An 18988-nucleotide genomic window follows, 5' to 3' on the forward strand; every position below is an offset into this window, starting at 1 on the left:
AGACCCGAATTAAAAACCGGGTTTTTTCTATCTGCTTTGAGACGAATTCTATGATTACATAAGTTGGATTCATCTTTATTGTATATGCTACAATTTGTAAAAATGATGGAAGAGAGGTGCCAATAAAAATGAAGTCCGATTTGAAATTTGATTTCCATACCCATCACGACCGCTGCGGACATGCTTTGGGGACTATACGGGAGTATGTAGAAGCAGCTATTGATCATGGTCTGGATATGATTGGAATTTCCGATCATTCCCCTTATTTTTTTAGTGAAGAGGATCAGTTGTATCCGGGTATTGCCATGGGTAAAACTCAATTTTCGGAATATGTATCAGAAGTTTTGCAGTTGAAAAAGGAATATAGCGGGAAAATTGATGTTTTATTAGGTGTAGAATCCGATTTCTTTCCCGAACATGCAGATTTATATCGCCAGCAGTATCATTTGTATCCGTTTGATTACATTATTGGTTCGGTACATGTTGTAGATGGCGTTAATATTTTTAAGAGAGGCCGCTGGGAAGGTCTGTCGAATAAAGAAAAACAGCAAACGAAAGAAAATTATTATTACTTAATAGAAGAATCTGCCCGAAGTGGATTGTTCCAAATTTTAGGTCATATTGATGCGATGAAAGGGTTTTATCCTTCCTTTTCTGCCATTCAAACGGAAGCGATCGACAAGACATTAAAAGTCATTGCAGAATATGATCTAGCGATAGAAGTGAATACGTCGGGTAAAACAAAGGACTGCGGTGGATGGTATCCGGCAGATGAAATCCTCGAGAGGGCACTGCATTATGGCGTAAAAGCCACATTTGGATCGGATGCTCACACTCCAGATCGCGTAGGTGATGATTTTGAATTGGTAAGACAACGACTTAAAACAATCGGCTACAAAGAATGGGCCTATTTCAAAAATAAAAAAAGATTTCTTACTACCATTTGAACGACCCACCATTTACGAAAGAAAACCCCATTCGTTAAAAGGGGTTTTGTGAGAGGAAACTATTGTAGAATCCGGGCAGGTTTGGAGTATATTTCCGTTATATCGAGGTAATGATCATCCATGACCCGGATCGTACTTTAGGGAAATGCCCTTATGAAGGTTGTAAAAAGCCATTCAAGTTGACATTATTTTAAAAAAAGAATACAATTAGTACACAAACATCTCACTTTCAAGATAAATGATTTTGAGATGTTAGCCCATTAATATGTAAAGTGAGAAAGGATGAATGAATATGAGCAAATTAAAAAATAAAGTAGCTGTTATTACTGGAGGTGCATCCGGTATTGGGGCTGCCACAGCAAAATTATTTGTGGAAGAGGGCGCAAAAGTAGTACTTGTCGACTTAAACGAAGAAAAAGGAAAAGCCTTTGAAGCGGAGTTAAAGGCGCAAAATGCAGAAGCGCTTTTTGTAAAAGCAAACATTACCATTGAAGAAGAGGTACAAAATATCTTTAAACAGACAGTGGATACCTTTGGAAAAGTAGATATCGTCTTTAATAATGCAGGGATTGGGCGTGTAACAAAAACAGAGGAGCTTTCCTATGAGGAATGGCGCAACACAGTCAATGTGGATTTAGACGGTGTATTTTTAGTCGCGCGTGAAGCCATTCGTGAAATGCTAAAATCAGGCGGCGGCTCTATCGTCAATACCGCTTCTATGTATGGTTGGGTCGGGTCGCCAGGTTCAGCAGCATACAATGCAGCAAAAGGCGGGGTTCTTAACTTAACACGCTCACTTGCGTTAGAGTATGCAACGAAAAATATTCGTGTGAACTCTTTAGCACCAGGCTTTATTGATACACCTATTATTCCTGAAGAAAGTAAACAGGTGCTTGCTTCTCTTACACCAATGCAGCGTCTTGGCAAAGCAGAGGAAATGGCAAAAGCCGTATTATTCATGGCTTCAGACGATTCATCCTTCATGACAGGCAATACCTTAACCATTGACGGCGGCTATACGGCACAATAAAGTCATACTGCTAGAAGATCATAAAACGAATGAACAAGGCCCGTGAAATAAGAAATATCTTATTTTTAAGCTTTCGTTTGAGAATCTGAGCGACTTTGTTGACATTTACGCTAGTTTGATATATTATTAATTCAAGATAATTAAATTAATGATAATTAAAGGAGATTGACAATATAATGAATGTATTAGTAGTAAAAGCAAATAATCGTCCAGCAACAGAGGCTGTATCAAGTAAAATGTATGAAACGTTCATGAAAAACATAGAAGGTGCCAACGTCACAACGTACGATGTGTTTGCGGAAGATATGCCTTACTTCGGCCAAGATTTATTCAATGCTTTCGGTAAAGTACAATCAGGCGAAGAAATGACAGACGTCGAACAGCGTTTATTAGCGGCAAAACAAAAAGCAATGGATGCCTTAACAGCAGCAGACGTCGTTGTATTTGCATTCCCATTATGGAACTTAACCATCCCAGCTAAACTACAAACATTTATCGATTACGTGTACCAAGCTGGTTTCACATTCAAATATGATGAAAATGGCCAACTAGTCCAATTAATGACAGACAAAAAATTCATTGTTCTAAGTGCACGCGGTGGAATTTACTCCACACCAGAAGCAGCGCCAATGGAAATGGCTGCAACGTATATTAAAAATGTTGTAGGTGGCGTATTCGGTATGCAACTCGTAGATGAGGTCATCATTGAAGGTCATAATGCAGCGCCAGATCAAGCTGAAACCATTATTGCTGAAGGGTTAGCAAAAGTGGAAGCTGTAGCAAAAACATTCTCAGCAGTAAAGGCTTAATGATTCTTCCTATTTATAAAAAACAGCATAGCAATGAACAGACCAAATCGCATATGATTTGGTCTGTTCATTGCTATGGATAAAATGATTATTAAATACTTTGTTAATTGGTCCTTTCATTTGAAATCCTAAAAGGAAAATCATCATATCGGTTACCAAAAAAGGAGAGCAAAAATGACCATTAAGATGTGTAGAAAGGAAGGGAAAGACTGTCTGTTATAATTTTACTTTATCCGTACGGACGACACTCTTCTCGCCATATGCTTTTTCCCAATCGTCGCTGAAGGAATGGACATTCGCTTCCGTTGCCGGATGTGTGAGAAACTCTCTGATAATATCGGGTGCTGCTGTCACACCGTGCGCCCCGTCTAAACAAACGTTATGCACTTGCTGAACATTTTTAAAACTAGCAGCGAGTACTTGGCAGTTATAGTCATGTATCTCTAATAACTGAGTGATCTCTTTTACTACATTGACACCGTTCCCTGTCAGATTATCAATTCGATTCACGTAAGGTGCTACGTAAGAAGCGCCTGCTTTTGCGGCTACATATGCTTGCAAAGGTGTATACACAGTCGTCCCCAGTGTGCGTATACCTACTTCTTTTAATGTTTTAATCGCTTTTATTCCTTCACTTGTAACAGGTATTTTAACGACCACATTACCTGGTACGTTCTCACGTATATACTTCGCTTCTTCAATGATGTCTTCGGCCTTAAACGTCAGTGTTTGGACAAATAATTCTCGTTCATTTCCGATCACTTCGCTAATTTCCTTAAGCAATGACAAAAAATCCGCTTTTTCTTTTACAATGATACTCGGATTTGTCGTCACTCCGTCAATTGGATAATAGTCAATGAGTTCTTTAATCTCTTCTACATTCGCTGAATCAATCACTAATAACATATGAATCCCTTCCTTTCCTTTTGACTTCATTTAATAGAATTCGCCGAACAAGGGCCGATCCCTTCCTGTTGATGACACATGCACCTAACCGCTGAAAGATGAATAAAGTAAACCGGATTTAAAGAAAGAAAAAGGAAGGAAAATGATTTATAAACACTTAGCCTTAATCAAAAACGGAAGCCGTTTCCATGATCAGTAAGGATTATGAAACAGATGTTGCTGTGTTTGTTGAACCATCCCCCACTTATCGCTCTTACGAGCTGATTGAAGTGGGGGATTCCTACGATCACCAGCGTAACCGCCCGTTATTTAGTAGGCTAGCCCCGCAGTCCCTGCGGTTAGAAGTCGTATGGCTTCCTTTTTAAGATTTTGTCCTGCGTTACTATCTCTGTCTTGATGGACGCCACAAGAAGGGCAGTCCCATTCACGAAGATTCAGATTTTTCACGTCTTTGTTTTGGTATCCACAACCAGAACACAATTGACTGGAAGCAAAGGTTTTAGACACAGCCACAACCTGTTTGCCATACCATTTTGCTTTGTATTCCAGCATCGTTCTGAATTGAGCCCAGGATACTTCACTAATCGCTTTGGCTAACTTGTGGTTTTTTAACATATTAGATACCTGCAGATCTTCAATGCCGATCACATCGTGGTTTTTGACGATCTCGGTGCTGATTTTATGCAAGTAGTCTGTACGTGCGTTTGTGATTTTCTCATGCAGCCGTGCTACTTTTCGTTTTTGCTTTTGATAATTTTTCGCCTCATGGAGCGGACACTTCCGGTTTATCGCTTGCTCTTTCCGGCGGGAGAGAATCTTCTGTTCTTTTGCCAGCTTCCTTTCAAAAGAACGGAAAAACTTCAGGTTTTCGTATACCGTTCCATCAGAAAGAACTGCAAAGTCTTTCAGTCCAACGTCAACGCCAACAGAAGAATGGGTTTTAGGTTTTTCCGTTACTTCTGTTTCAACAAGGATCGAGATAAAGTATTTTCCACTTGGATTACGTCTCACGGCAGCGCTCAAAATACGCCCTTTGACTTCACGGCTCTTCGCAAACTTGACCCATCCAAGTTTAGGCAGCTTGATTTTATGATCAACAACGGCGATGTTTCCGTTTGTATGTTTTGTCGTGTAGGATTGAACGTTGTTGCGTTTGCTTTTGAATCGAGGTGCATCATTCTGCTTTTTAAAAAAGCGAGTGTACGCATCCGCAAGGTTCTTTAGTGATGATTGAATCGCAATGCTATCGACTTCTTTTAGCCAAACTAATTCTTTCTTTAGCTGTGTTAATTGAGCAGAACATGAGTTGTATGTTAACCCTTTACCTGTTTCTTTGTAAGCATCATTCCACTTTCCTAAAAAATGATTGAATACGAAACGGGAACAGCCGATTGTCTTGGCGATTAAGACTTCCTGTTCTTTATTTGGATAGATGCGAAATTTGAATGCTTTGTTTACCATCATGCACTTCACCTCCACGTCATCGTATAGTATACTCATTATACAATGTATCATTTTAATACACAAGGAGAGAATAGTATGTCACAAGTTGTAAACATGCGCTACCCGAAAGAATTATTGAAGCGCATTGACGAATTTAAAGAAAAGAAAGGGTTTGTCACTCGTACACAAACCATTATTTATCTCATTCAGTATGCGCTCGAACAGTCGGACAATCGAGGCCGCTGAAGCGATCCCTTGTCCGAAGGCGAGAAGACTCCCGCCTAAAAATGATAAAATTGAGGCACAAGCTTTAGAAATGGCAGATGCTATTAGCGATGCTATTGTACAGCAATTTCCCCATAAGTTTAAATGAATAAACATACAGGAATTCCAAAATAATTGGAAAATTAAGATTTGTGTAAACTAAGAGAGTTGGATATAATATACTTAGTTAGGAAAATAATTAATTGTGAGGGGAAGGAAATGATTATATTTATTCATTTCCTTTTTAAATAATATTGTTGAAATATGTAAATTCCTTTTAGGTTTGAAGTGGGGAGTTTACTGCTGCCCGTTCATATAGGAAAAAGTGTGCACTTTTTTAGATAATATGAAAAATACGCGACAGGAGGGCAAAACAATGATTCATTTTCAGGACAAAACATTTAACTGTGAAAAAGAGCTTACTCTTTCTATGTTTAGTGGGAAATGGAAAATGCGGATCTTGTGGCATTTAGGAAAAGATGGAACGAAGCGTTTTGGCGAACTAAAAGCGTTAATTCCAGGTATTACCCAACGAATGCTTGTGACTCAACTACGAGAACTAGAAGAAGATCGTCTTGTTCATCGTGAAGTTTACCCAGTTGTTCCACCTAAAGTAGAGTATTCACTGACCAAACAAGGAGAAAGTTTATTGCCTATTCTCGAAAAAATGAATGAATGGGGGAAAAACTATATGGAAATTCATGTAATAAATGAATTTTCAAATAGTGGAACTGAATAATGGAGGAGGGCTATGCGAAAGTCGCAGGACAATCATATAGGGTATTTAATTCATCAAATATCCCATCTTATTTTACAGCAGTATAACGAAAAGCTAGAGCGTGAAGGGATCACGGCTTCGCAAGAACGTGTGCTTGTCCTACTCTACAAACATGATGGTGTTACTCAGTCCAACCTGCAACAAGACTTGTTTATTAAACCATCCTCTGTAACAAAATTAATTGACACATTAGAGCGAAAAGGTTTAGTGAAAAGGACAAATAGCGGAAAAGACGGCAGAGTGAAAAAAATTAGTTTGACGGATAAGGGGAAGCAGCTAGAAGAGAGCTTATGGAGCATTAAAGAAGAAATGGAAGCACAATTATCACAGTACATAATGGAGGAACAGCTTGCTTCATTTATAGAACAATTAAAGTTAGTTAGAAAAAATTTAGTAGATGATCATTAATTTTTTTTATTATCTAACTAACGATACGTAATAAGAGATTGAGATGAACGGACTATAGAACAACTGAAAAGACGACTAAAATCATCATGATTTTAGTCGTCTTTTGGACGTATTGTTGCTATTATTAACAACTATCTGAAATAGTTAAAATGAAATGACGGTGTCAGTCCCCATTTTTTACTGTACTGGGGGAGTGACACCGTTTTTTTGGAGAATTAATCTTGATTGTCATTTTGAGGATCTATTGCTGATCGAACAAAGTAGAAAAATACTCTTCCAATGAGTCCAAGAATGAGAAGAAACCCTACCGTGACCGTCCATAAATAAGCCAAGAAACCGCCTCCTTTTTTGATGTATATGCAGGCGGATAAACAAAATTTCCGCTTGAATAACTATTTCAACAGGTCAATTTCTTCTTGAATGTACATATGGTAGTAAAGCATTTTTCATTTTTAAAGGGAGGGAAATAAGATGAGTGTGAAAAAACAAAGCGGCACGGACTCCCGTAAGAGACAGCCGAATATCCTCATATTGATGGTGGATCAGGAACGCTTTCCATCTGTCTACGAAGCAAAGCAGTTGAAGAAGTGGAGGAAAGAGAACTTAATCACGCAACAATTATTGCGAAAGAAGGGCATGGAGTTTTTAAATCATTATGCGGGAAGTACGGCTTGCTCTCCAAGCAGAGCAACTTTATATACAGGACAATATCCGTCGCTTCACGGAGTTACCCAAACGACCGGAGTTGCCAAAGGCCCATTTGACCCAGATGTATTTTGGATGGATCCAAACACGGTTCCTACTATGGGAGATTACTTTCGTGCAGCCGGATATCGTACGTTTTGGAAAGGGAAATGGCACGCGTCAGATGAAGATATTTTAATCCCAGGTACACACAATGCATTCCCTAGCTATCATCTGAAAACGGGTGTTCCAAGTAAAAAGAAAGAACGGTTGTACAAAAAGGCGAATCGTCTCCATCCTTTTGGATTCTCTGAATGGATTGGACCAGAACCGCATGGTACAAATCCGCGGAATTCAGGATCGTCTGCAGGAATGGGCACGAGTGGTCGTGACGAAGTGTACTCAGCGGATACAGTAAAGTTGATCAAATCACTAGAAAAAAGTTCAGCAAAAGACGATACTCCTTGGTTTATCATGTGTTCTTTTTTAAATCCCCATGATATTGCCTTATACGGTGTGCTAACAGCGAATTCCCCAACTTTTAATTTTGACGTCGATTCAACACTGCCGCACATTCAACCAGCTCCAACAGCTGGGGAGTCACTTTTAACGAAACCAATCGCACAGGAAAGCTACCGCATCACATACCCGAAAGCATTGCAGCCGATCATAGACAACAATTTTTATCGCCAAGTGTATTACAGTTTGCAGAAAAAGGCAGACCAAGAAATGTTTAAAGTCTTTGAAGCTCTTAAACAATCCAGTTTCTATAAAAATACAATCGTTTTATTTACATCCGATCATGGGGAACTCCTAGGGGCACACGGAGGTCTTTATCAGAAGTGGTATAACATGTATGAAGAATCGATTCATGTCCCGTTGATCATCCATAGTCCTCTGCTATTCCCGAAAAGTGAGCAGACCGATATGCTTACAAGTCATGTCGACGTTCTCCCGACATTGTTAGGATTGGCCGGAATAAAAGCAGAGGATATAAAAGAAAAGCTTTCAAAAGATCATACAGAAGTCCATCCATTAGTCGGGCGAGATTTGACATCACTCTTAAGAGGGGATAAAAACTGTTTTAGAGCAAATGAACCTCTCTACTTTATGACAGATGATGATGTGACGAAAGGATTGAATCAAACGACTGCGACAGGCCAACCTTACAAGTCAGTCGTTCAGCCGAATCATATTGAAGCGGTCATTACAACACTTTCAACAGGAGAAAAAAATAAAAAAGAGATATGGAAGTTTGCCCGTTATTATGACAACCCCCAGTTTTGGAGTAATCCAGGCTGTAGTGATACAGCCGTAAAAAAGTGTGAATCAAGCGATATTCAGCCGAATGAATGCTTTGTAACGCTTACGAAAGAAGAACCAGTTCCGGATCAGTTTGAGTTATACAATCTTACAATGGACACTCTAGAAGAACAAAATTTAGCGAATCCTGCTTTCGCAACGGAACAATCGGCTCGCGTTCAGCCAATTTTAGCGAAGATGCTTGCAGAACAATGCAAACAAAAAAAACTTTCTCCAACGAGCGGGAACGTTCCGGGCATGCCATCTTGTCGTTTTACTGAAAAGTTGGATAAGCTTCACTAAGTTGGGCATAAAAATGGAGGGCTAGTAGAATAACTTTACTAACTTAAAGGAGCGAGCTGCTTGCCACGTCAATAATGACAAAAGCCGCTCTTTTTAAGTTATTGTTCTATTTAGCTGGTTTTGTTGAAGAAGAACAACCAACAATCTTTTTTTACATAGCTAAAGCGAATTAAGCAAAGAACTTTATTCTACAAAGCAGGATGCATGATTAGTGAAAGGTGCCCCCGAAAGACTATTAATCAGGGTACCTTTTCATGGATCGGGATATATTTATAGGGACACAATGGCATACTAATGAAATTCACCATGCCGATCTTTTGATTCCACTTCCGGCTCAAAAGAATCTTCACATTCAGCTTGAATTAGCTGAGGTACTGTTTGACCATATCTAATCCTATTTTCAACTCTTCCAATGAGTTTGTAGAAGAAAGCGCAACACGCAAATACTTATCAGAGGTGGTCTGTCCACTGAGAAAACGGTCAGAATGAAAAACGCGAATACCGTGCCTCTTCAAATCCATTTCCAACTGTAACCCATTGTTATGCCCTTGAATCGGAAGCCAGCGATAAAAACTAAGAGGATGTCCAGCATTCTTTTGTATAGGAAAATGTTCCACATACATATCATTGGCAGACTGTGCAAGCTGCTTCTTTATAGAGACAATCTCATGTGCCTTGCCTGATAAAATAAGCTCTGTAATCACCTCTGCATCTAAAGAAGATGTTTTTACGTTCACGTTAAAAATGGCCTGTAATATCTTCTTACGTAAAGAATCACTATACACCATATAAGCGACTCGTAATCCAGAGCATATACTTTTAGAGGTACCGCATATATACACGCTTTGTTCGGGCAGTAAATTGAACATAGGCTGCTGATAATCAGAAATGATGCCGGCCGTCAGAAAGGCATGAATATCGTCTTCAATTAAAATTAACTGATATCTACGGATCACGTCTGCTAACTCGTGTTTGCGAAAGTCTGAAATCATCACTGTAGTCGGATTGCTGCAGGAAGGCATGAGAAAAATACCTTGAATATTTACTTGGCAGCACTGTTTTTCCAGTTCATTTGGCAGCATCCCAAACGAATCTCCAGGAATAGGGATTAACTAAAGAAGATAACTATATGGATTTCACTATGTAATCTCAGCTGTTCGATAAACTAAAAAGGACCGGGCTTTCTTTTGCCCGGTTTTTCTTATGCTTAAAAGAGTCCGATACAGGGGAAAAAAGGTATAAATATAATTGACGAAGGAAAGATTAACGAAGGAATCCTTAACTACGTAGGCAAATCAAAAAAAGTCTGTATGATGAGCCAGAAAAGGAAGGATCCTCAAATGTTCAAGATATTCTATATGCAGAGTGGTCTGAATCTGAAGGATTTTTCGTTAAAACGTATAGCGAAAACGAAAAAAGGAATGACGTTATGAGTGAAGGGGATTAGGAGCGAAACAAATGGACAAAACAGTGTATCTGGTCAGGCATTGCCAAGCTACAGGACAAGAGTTGAATGCGGAATTGACTGAAGAGGGAAAAGAACAAGCGAAAGAGCTTATACGCTTTTTTGAAAAGCGGAATATTAAGCACATCATTTCCAGCCCTTTCACACGGGCTATTCAATCCATCGAGCCAACAGCAGACAGCCAGGGCTTGCAGGTGGAAATTGACGACCGGCTTGCTGAGCACAGGTTGATTTCGAAAAACATAAAAGATTGGTTGGAACGTCTCGAAGAATCCTTTCGGGATATGGACCTGAAAATGGTGGGCGGAGAATCGAGCCGCGAAGTAGCAAAAAGGGGAATGGAAGTGCTTGAAGCAGCAGCCGACGGCACCGTGCTGGCTACTCATCGCAATACGATGGGGCTTTTATTGATGCAAATTGATGGCATGCAGGGGCTCAAAGAATGGACAGGATTGTCGCATCCGGATGTCTACGAAGTGAAAGTAAAAAAGGATACCTATTACGTAAGGAGAGTCTGGAGCTGAAAATTTGTCAAAAAATAGCCCCTGGTATCTTTTAAAGTGCACCCCCTAAAATAGTAACGTTCAAACCCGAGGGTTTTCAACGTCTATTCTAAGGGGTGCACTTCACCTTGCTTCGGGTATTTTTTGTCGGTGCCGGCCATTCGTCAAGCTCACCATATCCAAAACAAGGAATGACTTATGGAATGTCAACGCTAATTCATAAACCTACTTTAATAGGTTTTCAGACAGCAATACCTCTGTTTCAAATATTCCATTATATCATTAGGATATTACATAATAATCATGCGCCGTTAAATAATATTTTTAAATTTTGGTTATAAAATTCATGGAAGTAATAAAAAGGATCTAACATCTGGACTTGAACTGTATCCCGTATCCCGAATGGTAGACACTTAAAAGATCCCGTTTATAATGAGTTTTACGGATGATTTTTTCCCTGAATTCTCTAGAGAAGAAAAAATGATTATTTACGGAAAAATAAAAAATAAGATACAATCAGATCTATACAAAGATGAGATATGGCTAGCTGATTATAAGCGAATTAGAATTTTGGCAATTAAAGAAAGATAAAGAGAACATTGTAAAGAGGTAGTTACTATTACAGCAACCTTGGAACTATAGAAAAGTTTTTAATCATCGATACTCTAATATGTATATTTAAAAATGACAATTACTTCGTTCTGAGGTGATTTTTTTTTGTTATTTCATCTATCAAACAGTAGGGCTTTTTATTTTATTTTTTCAATACCGAAAAGTAACAGACATTGTTACTTAGGTTGTTTTATATGTTCCAAAACTCGTCCTTTTCTGAACATGGCCATCCGGTTCCTAAATTGACATTTATCGAAAAATACTGTACAATCTCCTTAAAATTTGTACCTATAAATATTATATGTAGCGATGAATTTAATAAACTGGTATGAAATCGGAGGGTTTGAAATGAAGTTTCCACATGACTTTTTATTCGGAGCAGCTTCCGCTTCTTTTCAAATAGAAGGAGCATGGAATGAAGATGGGAAAGGGATAACAAATTGGGATGTCTTTTCAAAGATTCCGGGGAAAACGTATAAGGGTACAAATGGAGATGTAGCCATAGACCATTATCATCGATACAAAGAAGATATTAAATTAATGGCAGAGATGGGGCTTGAATCGTACCGTTTTTCCATTTCATGGGCACGTATTTTGCCAACCGGAGACGGAGAAGTGAATGAAAAAGGCTTGGAATTTTATAATAATGTTATTAATGAATGTTTAAAATATGGGATTGTTCCATTTGTTACACTGTATCATTGGGATTTGCCTCTGGTGCTTGAAGAAGCTGGAGGATGGACGAATAAGCGAACAGCTGAGGCCTTCATCAAATATGCAGAAATTTGTTTTCGAGCCTTTGGAGACCGAGTCAAACATTGGATTACGTTTAATGAAACGGTTATGTTCTGCGGATTAGGCTATTTAAAAGGAGCGCATCCGCCTGGTATTCAAAACGATGAGAATAAATATTTTCAAGCAACACATTACGTGTTTTATGCACATGCAAAAGCTGTAGAAATTTATAAGGAACTACAATCTTACGGCGAGATTGGTATTACACATGTATTCTTACCAGCTTACAGCGTAGATGAGAAGCAAGAGAATGTATTAGCTGCTCGACATGCTAATGAATATGAAACTTTTTGGTATTATGACCCCATTTTAAAAGGGGAATATCCGTCTTATGTAGTTGAACATTTAAAGGAGAACGGCTGGACGCCAAGTTGGACAGAAGAAGAACTAGACACGTTAAAAAGAAATGCGGAAAAAAATGATTTTATAGGACTTAATTATTACCAGCCCATTCGAGTAGAAAAAAATCACGAAGCTGTTTCATCCATAGAACATTCAAGAGAAACATCTACTTTAGCTCCAGGCAACCCATCTTTTGATGGTTTTTATCGGACTGTGAAAATGGAAGATAAAACATATACAAAATGGGGATGGGAAATCTCACCTCAAGGATTTTTAGACGGGCTGCATATGTTGAAAGAGCGTTATGGTGATATTAAAATGTATGTAACAGAAAACGGTCTTGGTGATGAGGATCCGATTATTGATGGTGAAATAGTAGATGTTCCTCGTATTAAATATATTGAAGAACATCTAAAAGTGATTAAGCGTGCAATCGAAGAAGGCATTCATCTAAAAGGGTATTACGCATGGTCTGTCATTGACCTATTAAGCTGGTTAAACGGATATAAGAAGCAATATGGATTTATTTATGTTGATCATCATGATCATCTAAACCGAAAGAAAAAGCTGTCGTTTCATTGGTATAAGCATATTATTGAGACGAGAGGAGAAGAGCTGTAAATAAAAAGAACCTCTTGATTGTAATTAAGCCGTTTTCTGTAAAACAGAGGGAGTAAATCGTTTAACGAATAATAGGGAGATTATATGGCTGTAAAATATAAAGAAATAGCTGATTGTTTAGAAAAGGAAATCCGAGATGGAAAATTTGATAAAATAAAAAAGCTGCCGACGGAAGAAGAATTGATAAAACATTTTGACGTGAGCCGAAATACGATCCGAAAAGCAATTAGTCAACTGGTCAATCGCGGGCTTATTTATCAGGTGCAAGGCAGCGGAATGTTTTTACGAGAAGAATCTGTCACAGATTATATTAATTTAGGCAGTCTTAGAGGTTTAACAAAAGATTTGACTTCAAAAGCAATTGAGACAGAAGTTCTAGCCTTACACGTGATAGAAGCGGATGAAGGAAAAGCAAAACAATTACGTTGTGAAGCGGGAACACAACTTTATTACATAAAGCGGCTGCGAAGTGTAGATAAAGAACCCTTCTCAATTGAAATAAGTTACTTTAAAAAAGCTATTGTGCCATACTTAAATAAAGAGATTGGATCGAGTTCTATTTATAGTTACCTTATAGAGGACTTAAAATTAAACATTGGTTTTGCTGATAAAGTAATTAACTGCGAAAAAATCGATGAAGTCAGTGCGAGGCTGTTGCATGTTAATGAGCTGGATCCAGCCTTGATTATTGAAAATACAGTATGCTTAACTAACGGAACCATCTTTGAATTCTCTAAATCAATATTTCATTATCAAAAAGCAAAGATATTAAATCGAATTAATTTTAAATAGGCTCTGTTATAGAACGTTGTTGATTTATGGCTCATCAAACTGGAGCAACCTTTCAGCATAGCTGAAAGGCACCCGAAACAGCGGTTTCGGGTGAAATGAGTCAAAAATCGTTTTATCAAAAATCTTGTTTAACATAGCCTTTAAATAAAATAAGATTGAACCGGTGAAGACTTCTGTTCTTCATTGAAATAGGGAATGTCCTCGATATAAAAGGAAGACCAGTTGCACAGGCAGCTGGTTTTTTGTGTTTTAAAAATAAACTGTGTGGAAGAAGATCCGAGGACAACAGTTTTTAAAAAGGAAGGAGAGGCTGCAATATAATCTGAACAGATGGGAAATATATAGAAGGAAATGGCCAAAAAAGTAGCTTTTGCTCAACAGAGATAGAGGATAGTCACAATAGGATTTCTTCCATTCCAGGTTCCTTAAGACATTCCGCTCTAATCCAATATATCTTGAAAGGCCGTGGATTGAAAACCTTTGCAACAATTTTTATCTGTTTTAGTTTATACCGTATGTACAAATATTCATAATGCTTTATTTATAAAGTGTAGATAAACCCTTATATTTAAAGGGATACTTTTGTGTTGTAATATTTGTACTGCTGGTATATTATAGTTTATACGTGAAATGCGTATGCGGAAAATGAAGTGTACGTTTATAGGGGGAACAACAATAATGGATCACACGATAGAAAAAGAGAACCGTCCACCGTACGGGCTTATTGCTGTACTGATGATCGGCGCTTTTATTAGTTTTTTGAACAATACGTTACTCAATATTGCATTGCCGTCGATTATGAAGGACTTAAATGTAGGCCCGTCGACTGTGCAATGGCTAACGACCGGTTTTATGTTAGTAAACGGGATTATGATACCTACGACAGCTTTCTTAATTCAAAAATATTCTGTTCGCCGTTTATTTTTAGCAGCCATGGGCTTATTTACACTCGGCACTATTCTTGCTGGTTTTGCCCACGCCTTTCCTCTTCTTTTAACAGGCCGGATGGTCCAAGCCTCTGGTTCGGCTATTATGATGCCGCTGTTAATGAATGTCATGTTAACGAGCTTTCCCGTGGAAAAAAGGGGAACCGCAATGGGTGTTTTCGGTTTCGTTTTAATGGGTGCACCAGCAATTGGTCCGACTTTATCGGGCTGGATTATTGAACATTATGACTGGAGAATGCTTTTCCACTTTGTCACGCCAATTGCCGCTGTTATCGTTTTGATTGGCTTTTTCGTACTTAAAGATAAAAAGGATAAAGTGGATATCCGTCTGGATTTAATTTCGCTGCTGCTATCAAGCGTAGGCTTTGGCGGATTGCTATATGGATTTAGTTCTGCCGGTAATAAAGGCTGGGATAGCCCCGAAGTCTATGGGACGATTATTGTTGGAGCTGTTTCGTTGACGTCGTTTATTTTGCGTCAATACAAATTAGACAAACCAATGCTTGAATTCAGGATCTTTAAATATCCAATGTTTGCCCTATCATCAGCCATTTCCATGGTTCTTATGATGGCCATGTTTTCTGCTATGCTGCTTCTGCCTATTTATGTTCAAACAATACGTGGAATATCTCCAATCGATGCAGGGTTAATGATGTTGCCAGGGGCGATTTTGATGGCCGTCATGTCACCGATTACAGGGAAATTGTTTGATAAGTATGGAGGACGTGTATTAGCAATCATTGGTTTAATCATTACAACGGTAACGACTTATTATTTCAGCAAATTAACTCTTGATACTACTTATACACATTTAATGATTTTATATTCTGTACGAATGTTTGGGATATCGATGGTCATGATGCCGGTTTCGACGAATGGCTTAAATCAATTGCCAGCACGTTTCTATCCGCATGGTACAGCTATGAACAATACGTTACAGCAAGTATCAGGCGCCATTGGTACAGCGTTGCTGGTGACAATCATGTCTACTCGTGCGGAAACACATGCGGCTGACATCGCTGCGGGTGTTTCGGGAAATGCGGGGCAATTAACGGCTGAAATGCAACAGCAAGTGGCTATGAAAGCGATGTTAGAAGGGATTAATGATTCATTTTTAGTGGCTACCTTTATTGCGGGTGTAGCTCTTGTGCTTGCTTTCTTTATTAAACGAGCAAAACAAGCAGAAGATCCTCTAAAAGAAAAACGATCTGGTGAAAAGATCGCTGTTAAACTAGCGGATCATTAAACGTTAGTACCTTCTGAAGACTAGTCATCAAGCAGTACTCAAAACAAAAAGAGAGAAGAAATCGTCATAAGATGATTTCTTCTCTCTTTTTTTACTTCTATATAATATAATGGGTTTTTAGCGCAATGTTTTTAATGCGCCGCTCCATCCGATCACTTGGTCAAGCATACCATTTACATTATCAAGATGTAAGGCTGCAGGTTTGAAATCCGTTCCGTTTTCAAAGTCTGTAAATAATGACAATGTTGGATGTGTACGAACGTCTGCAACGAGTAATTCACCTAAAATCCCACGCAAATGTTCAGCTGCACGAGCTCCACCTGTTGAACCGTAGCTTACAATACCTGCTGCTTTATTGTTCCATTCATCACGTGCTGAATCAAGTGCATTTTTCAATGCTCCCGTGATGCTATGATTGTATTCTTGAACAATGAAAACAAATCCATCTAAGCTAGCCAATTTTTCTGACCAAGCTTTTATTCCTGGTTCATCGCCAGCTGTTGTAAATACAAATGGTAAATTGAAGTCTGCGATATCAACGATTTCATAATTTGCATCTCCGCGTTTGTCAGCAATTCCTTTTACCCATTCTCCTACTTGTGGACTTACACGTCCTTGACGAGTGCTGCCTAAAATAATACCGATATTTAATTTTGTCATTGTTTTTTCCTCCTCTTTCGATGTTTTACCAAATAATTTGTCTAAAAAACCCATTTAATTCACCACCAATAAAATTGTATTTTTAACTAAAATGTTTGAATGCAATCAACTCCTTTATCCGGAATTGAAGACTATCCATAATATTGTTTCCTGAGAAGGAAATTTGTATTATTCGATTGTAATTATCTTTATTTTATAAATCTTGAATACGAGATAATCATAATACAATGTATTTCATTTGTCAATACATTGAATCAAATGAAAAAATAATGGAAGGGGCCAGTAGTGGATGAAAAGAAACAACTTGTAACGGATCATAATTTCATTAATAAGAAATGGGAGATCCCCATAGCAGGGATCTCCCATTTCTCATGATCTATTAAATCGAAGCTGAATCGTGAACAATCGCTCTTGCTGCCCTTTCTTTGTTGCCGTGCAGAAAGGAGTACAGAACGGTCGTTGCGAGAATCATAAAACCCATGATGATATACAGAATGCTGTAGCCAATTATTGGAATAATGAATCCAAGTATATAAGGACCGAACCCAAGTCCTGCGTCAAGAAAGATAAAGAAGGTCGATGTTGCCAGTCCCATGCGATGAGGAGGCGTCAATTTAACAGCGATGGCCTGGGTGCATGACTGCATATTCCCAAAACCGAGGCCGATTAAGACACCGGCTGCTAATAAGGTGATGCTTTTGTCTGCCGAACCTAGCAGCAGCATTCCGGCTCCAAAGACTAGAAAGGCTGGATACATAATAAAGTTCGCGCCTTTTAGATCCATTAAGCGGCCGGTGAATGGGCGTGATACCAATACGGCAACTGCATAGACAACGAAGAAGAAACTTGCTGTATTCACCAGGTCAATTTCAATGGCATAGAAATTAATAAAAGAAAGGACGCTGGAGTAACAAAAGGCAATTGCCAGCGTAATGAAGGCGATTGGCAGCGCTTTTGGCTCCACGAAGTTAGAAAGCTTGAACCCTTTTATTCTAGCTGTTTTTGTTGATGTTTCGATCGCTGGTACATATAGAAAGAGTGCTGTAGTCAAACAGATGATCCCTAAAGCAAGGCAAAAACTAAAAATCATTTGGAAGCTAGTATGCTGGCTCATATAGAGTCCGATGAATGGTCCAATGGCTGTAGAGAGTGTGGCACTCATGCTGTAGTAGCCGATGCCTTCTCCTTTTCGGGTATCAGGAATAATCTGGGCCACAATCGTTCCGGTTGCTGTGCTCGCCACACCGAGCGCAACACCATGGATAAAACGATTAAAAAGCAGAAAGGCAATCCCGAAATTGACAAAGTATAAAAGCGTAGTCAACGTAAAAAAGAATAACCCGATAAATAACGTTCTTTTGCGGCCGAGTGAATCCATCATACGGCCTATAAACAGCCGTCCAATTAACGTCCCGATAATAAAAATCCCTGTTACAAGTCCGGCCTGACTTGTAGAAGCATCCAATGTATCTACTGCATAGACAGCAATCGTTACCATTAATAAATAAAAAATTAACGTTAAGAAAAAATTGACGGAGGAAACAATCATAAAATCCTTCGTCCACAGTTTAGGTCTTAATTGATTCACTTTTTTATCCCCTTATTCAATAATATTGTTTCGTATTTCTTTCATAATGCGAATGGCCTCAAGCTGTTCCTCCTCCGAAACGCCTTTTAAAATATTCTGTTCAAATTGGTCAATCGTCACACGAACTTCCTTATAGACGTTTTTCCCACGCTCTGTCAGCTGCATTCTCTTTTCACGCTTGTCCTTGCCAGGGACATGCTCGACATATCCGAGTTCTTCCAAACGGTTAATGGTCCTCGTCACGGTTGGTTTCTCCACATATTGATAATTAGAAAGCTCTACCAGCGTTGCAGAACCATTGTTTGATAAATAATACAAGGTAGACCATTGCGCCCTGTATAGATCATGCTTCGCGAGCTGTGCGTTTAGCTGATTCTCAAAAGGCCGATACAAAAGCAATAGTTGTTGAAAGAATATTTGAAATGTCTTCACTTTGAAACCTCTCTTTTATAAAATAGTTAGCATCGGTAACTATTTTAGTATGCAGGAACAATCGCTGTCTGTCTAGTATCCAAATGATATTTACTTAAAAGGAAAGACGGT

16 protein-coding genes and 1 pseudogene are annotated in these 18988 nt (G+C 38.7%); 11 read left to right on the forward strand and 6 right to left on the reverse strand.

What is annotated here, in order from left to right; all coding sequences use genetic code 11:
• Nucleotides 1-128 precede the first annotated feature (128 nt).
• From ACZYRN_RS03365 to ACZYRN_RS03375, 3 genes are all read left to right on the forward strand, one after another.
• Complete coding sequence (locus ACZYRN_RS03365) at nucleotides 129-947, forward strand: histidinol-phosphatase (protein WP_488910068.1); 819 nt, start codon at nucleotides 129-131, stop codon at nucleotides 945-947.
• Nucleotides 948-1239: 292 nt separating this feature from the next.
• Nucleotides 1240-1977: an SDR family NAD(P)-dependent oxidoreductase gene (locus ACZYRN_RS03370; protein ID WP_488910069.1), complete on the forward strand. Its 738-nt coding sequence runs from the start codon at nucleotides 1240-1242 to the stop codon at nucleotides 1975-1977.
• A 176-nt stretch (nucleotides 1978-2153) separates the two neighbouring features.
• Nucleotides 2154-2786, forward strand: coding sequence for an FMN-dependent NADH-azoreductase (locus ACZYRN_RS03375; protein WP_488910070.1), 633 nt, complete (start codon nucleotides 2154-2156; stop codon nucleotides 2784-2786).
• 216 nt (nucleotides 2787-3002) lie between these two features.
• On the opposite strand, the gene fsa is transcribed toward ACZYRN_RS03375, so the two are convergent.
• The gene (fsa, locus tag ACZYRN_RS03380) at nucleotides 3003-3692 is read right to left on the reverse strand and encodes a fructose-6-phosphate aldolase (protein ID WP_488910071.1); all 690 of its coding nucleotides are present in this window, start codon (nucleotides 3690-3692) and stop codon (nucleotides 3003-3005) included.
• 309 nt (nucleotides 3693-4001) lie between these two features.
• The gene (tnpB, locus tag ACZYRN_RS03385; protein ID WP_488910538.1) at nucleotides 4002-5153 is read right to left on the reverse strand and encodes an IS200/IS605 family element RNA-guided endonuclease TnpB; all 1152 of its coding nucleotides are present in this window, start codon (nucleotides 5151-5153) and stop codon (nucleotides 4002-4004) included.
• A gap of 78 nt (nucleotides 5154-5231) precedes the next feature.
• Here tnpB and ACZYRN_RS03390 point away from each other — a divergent pair, with 78 nt between their 5' ends.
• The 4 genes from ACZYRN_RS03390 to ACZYRN_RS03405 all read left to right on the forward strand — a co-directional run bounded on the left by ACZYRN_RS03390 (nucleotide 5232) and on the right by ACZYRN_RS03405 (nucleotide 8874).
• Nucleotides 5232-5381: a ribbon-helix-helix domain-containing protein gene (locus ACZYRN_RS03390; RefSeq protein ID WP_488910072.1), complete on the forward strand. Its 150-nt coding sequence runs from the start codon at nucleotides 5232-5234 to the stop codon at nucleotides 5379-5381.
• A 394-nt stretch (nucleotides 5382-5775) separates the two neighbouring features.
• The gene (hxlR, locus tag ACZYRN_RS03395) at nucleotides 5776-6138 is read left to right on the forward strand and encodes a transcriptional activator HxlR (protein WP_488910073.1); all 363 of its coding nucleotides are present in this window, start codon (nucleotides 5776-5778) and stop codon (nucleotides 6136-6138) included.
• A 12-nt stretch (nucleotides 6139-6150) separates the two neighbouring features.
• Nucleotides 6151-6585 carry a MarR family winged helix-turn-helix transcriptional regulator gene (locus ACZYRN_RS03400; RefSeq protein WP_488910075.1) on the forward strand — a complete coding sequence of 145 codons (435 nt, stop codon included), beginning with the start codon at nucleotides 6151-6153 and terminating at the stop codon, nucleotides 6583-6585.
• Nucleotides 6586-7056: 471 nt separating this feature from the next.
• Nucleotides 7057-8874 (forward strand): sulfatase family protein, encoded by a 1818-nt coding sequence (locus ACZYRN_RS03405; RefSeq protein WP_488910076.1) that lies wholly within the window; start codon nucleotides 7057-7059, stop codon nucleotides 8872-8874.
• 362 nt (nucleotides 8875-9236) lie between these two features.
• Here ACZYRN_RS03405 and ACZYRN_RS03410 read toward each other — a convergent pair.
• A pseudogene (locus ACZYRN_RS03410) lies at nucleotides 9237-9986 on the reverse strand (aminotransferase class I/II-fold pyridoxal phosphate-dependent enzyme); the annotation flags it as partial.
• Nucleotides 9987-10332: 346 nt separating this feature from the next.
• Between ACZYRN_RS03410 and ACZYRN_RS03415 the strand changes: the two are divergent.
• The 4 genes from ACZYRN_RS03415 to ACZYRN_RS03430 all read left to right on the forward strand — a co-directional run bounded on the left by ACZYRN_RS03415 (nucleotide 10333) and on the right by ACZYRN_RS03430 (nucleotide 16197).
• A complete protein-coding gene (locus ACZYRN_RS03415; protein WP_488910077.1) occupies nucleotides 10333-10863 on the forward strand; it encodes a histidine phosphatase family protein in 531 nt (176 codons plus the stop codon).
• A gap of 939 nt (nucleotides 10864-11802) precedes the next feature.
• A complete protein-coding gene (locus ACZYRN_RS03420; protein ID WP_488910078.1) occupies nucleotides 11803-13212 on the forward strand; it encodes a GH1 family beta-glucosidase in 1410 nt (469 codons plus the stop codon).
• Nucleotides 13213-13296: 84 nt separating this feature from the next.
• Entirely contained in the window at nucleotides 13297-14004 is a 708-nt protein-coding gene (locus ACZYRN_RS03425; protein ID WP_488910079.1) for a GntR family transcriptional regulator, read from the forward strand.
• A 678-nt stretch (nucleotides 14005-14682) separates the two neighbouring features.
• Complete coding sequence (locus ACZYRN_RS03430) at nucleotides 14683-16197, forward strand: DHA2 family efflux MFS transporter permease subunit (RefSeq protein ID WP_488910080.1); 1515 nt, start codon at nucleotides 14683-14685, stop codon at nucleotides 16195-16197.
• A 117-nt stretch (nucleotides 16198-16314) separates the two neighbouring features.
• Here ACZYRN_RS03430 and ACZYRN_RS03435 read toward each other — a convergent pair whose 3' ends face one another.
• The 3 genes from ACZYRN_RS03435 to ACZYRN_RS03445 form a co-directional block, all read right to left on the reverse strand.
• Complete coding sequence (locus tag ACZYRN_RS03435) at nucleotides 16315-16911, reverse strand: NADPH-dependent FMN reductase (RefSeq protein ID WP_488910081.1); 597 nt, start codon at nucleotides 16909-16911, stop codon at nucleotides 16315-16317.
• 325 nt (nucleotides 16912-17236) lie between these two features.
• The gene (locus ACZYRN_RS03440) at nucleotides 17237-18445 is read right to left on the reverse strand and encodes an MFS transporter (RefSeq protein ID WP_488910082.1); all 1209 of its coding nucleotides are present in this window, start codon (nucleotides 18443-18445) and stop codon (nucleotides 17237-17239) included.
• 12 nt (nucleotides 18446-18457) lie between these two features.
• Nucleotides 18458-18877, reverse strand: coding sequence for a MarR family winged helix-turn-helix transcriptional regulator (locus ACZYRN_RS03445; RefSeq protein WP_488910083.1), 420 nt, complete (start codon nucleotides 18875-18877; stop codon nucleotides 18458-18460).
• Nucleotides 18878-18988 lie beyond the last annotated feature (111 nt).

The organism is Domibacillus sp. F004 (assembly GCF_057814295.1).